The 1,717-nt window shown below is 73.9% G+C and carries 3 protein-coding genes; all 3 read right to left on the reverse strand.

The window, feature by feature from the left end; translation table 11 throughout:
- Positions 1 to 110 precede the first annotated feature (110 nt).
- From DZF91_RS24240 to gvpJ, 3 genes are read right to left on the reverse strand one after another with little or no spacing between them, the layout of a single operon-like run.
- Positions 111 to 338, reverse strand: coding sequence for a gas vesicle protein GvpG (locus DZF91_RS24240; RefSeq protein ID WP_117359598.1), 228 nt, complete (start codon positions 336 to 338; stop codon positions 111 to 113).
- The gene (locus DZF91_RS24245; protein ID WP_117359599.1) at positions 338 to 1,108 is read right to left on the reverse strand and encodes a GvpL/GvpF family gas vesicle protein; all 771 of its coding nucleotides are present in this window, start codon (positions 1,106 to 1,108) and stop codon (positions 338 to 340) included. Before DZF91_RS24245 ends, DZF91_RS24240 begins: the two co-directional genes overlap by 1 nt.
- On the reverse strand, positions 1,105 to 1,557 hold the full coding sequence (gene gvpJ / locus DZF91_RS24250) for a gas vesicle protein GvpJ (protein WP_117359600.1): 453 nt from the start codon (positions 1,555 to 1,557) through the stop codon (positions 1,105 to 1,107). Before gvpJ ends, DZF91_RS24245 begins: the two co-directional genes overlap by 4 nt.
- Positions 1,558 to 1,717 lie beyond the last annotated feature (160 nt).

Consider the following 1,717-nt stretch of genomic DNA (forward strand, 5'->3'; position numbering starts at 1 on the left):
CCGCCGCGGCGCCACCCGGGCGGCCAGGCGCCTCCGCCGAGCCGGACCGGCAGCGGACCTCCGTGCCGGTCCGGCGGCGGCGCCGGCCGCCTTCCTGCGCGCGGCGGCCATCACGCCTGCCCGTGCAGGCGCGCGATCAGCCTCTCCTCGGCCTCCGCGGCCTCGTCCTCGGTCATCTCGCCCGCCGCCACGGCGTCGGCGACCTCCTGCATCTCGGCGGCGATGCGCCCCGGGTCGAACAGCTGGGCCTCGGCCTGCTCCTGCAGGACCTCGGCGAGCCACACGACGCCGCGCACGGGGGCGAGGGGAAGGGTGACCAGCCCGGTGAACAGGCCCATCAGCCCTCCGGGACGAAGTCGTAGGGCGGCAGCGGGCCGACCATCCGGAGCCGGATGCGGTCGCCGTGCTCCTCGGACAGGCTTTCCACGGCCTTCTCGAACTCGGCCCGCTTGGCCTCGGTGACCAGCATCGAGGCGTCGAGGACGTCCTCGTCGCGGGCGGGGTCGTGCGCGACGACGGCCTGGGCCAGCGGTGCGAGCGCCGAAAGCAGCCGCTCACCGTCCCGCTCCCGGCGGGCGTGCAGCGCGTTCACGATCATCTCGCCCAGCCGCACGCGGTCGAAGTGGACGGCGTCGGCCGCCTCCTCCGGAACCTCGCGCAGCCGCGCGGACAGCTCGGCGATCTCGGGGTCCTCGGTGAGGACCTCGCGGAGCACCGCGTCCTGGTCGTAGGTGCCCTTGACGCGGACGGCGATCCGGCCGTCGATCCCGTCGAGCACCTCGGTGAGCCGGTCGGTGTTGCTCTCCAGCAGCTCGCCGCGGACGGCGTCGGCGTCGGCCAGCGCCGCGCCGAAGCGGAACGGCAGCACCGGGGTGCCGCCCTCCACCAGGGCCTGCAGGACGCGCTGGTGCGCCATCAGGTCGGCGCGCTGCCCGAGCGGCCGGCCGGTGGGCAGGTCGCTGGTGAGCGCGGCGAGCCCGTCGTGCGAGACGACCCGGACCGGCTGGTCCTCCAGACCCGCGAGGTCGTCCGGGATCGTCGCGTCCGCACGGGTCACGCCGTAGACGTACTGCGGGACGGTCTGGGACTCGGCCTGCGGGGTGGTCACTTGTCGTCCTCCTCCTTGTCCTTCTTGGAACGGCGGGCGGGCTGCTTCTCCTCGGCTTCGGAGTCGTCGTCGCCGCTGCCGAAGGTCTCCTTGAGGCGCTCGCCGGCGCCGCTCAGCGCGCCCTTGGTCTTCTTCTTGGCGCCGGACTCCTGCATGCCGCCGACGAACTGCGGCAGGCCCTGGGCGGTGCCGTCGTGCGCGATGTCGAGGCGGTTCACGGCCTGCGCGAACCGCAGGTAGGTGTCCACACTGGCGACGACGATCCGCACGTCGACGGTGAGGATCTCGATACCTACCAGCGCGACTCGGGCGTACAGGTCGATGACGAGACCCTTTTCCAGGATCAGGTCGACGACGTCGGCCAGGCCGCCGCCGCGGCCTCCGCCGCCGCCGCCACCGCCCTGGACGTAGTTGGTGCCCGAAGTCTGCTGGGCGATCGGCCCAGTCATCTCATCAGCTCCTTGGGGGTTCGAGGGGCCGGGGACGGACCCCGGACGTGCACCGGGGTCCTACCCGGACTATTCGGACTAAACTGGCCGTCGGCGTCAGCGGCGCCGGCCGCGGCCCCGCGAGCGCCTGCGCGCGCCCTTGCGGGCGGCGGCGACCGAC

The organism is Actinomadura logoneensis, assembly GCF_003428695.1.
Taxonomy (GTDB): Bacteria; Actinomycetota; Actinomycetes; order Streptosporangiales; family Streptosporangiaceae; genus Spirillospora; species Spirillospora logoneensis.

Coding starts and splice junctions, on each gene's coding strand:
- DZF91_RS24240 (WP_117359598.1), bottom strand. CDS start 338: ATGGGCCTGTTCACCGGGCTGGTCACCCTTCCCCTCGCCCCCGTGCGC.
- gvpJ (WP_117359600.1), bottom strand. CDS start 1,557: ATGACTGGGCCGATCGCCCAGCAGACTTCGGGCACCAACTACGTCCAG.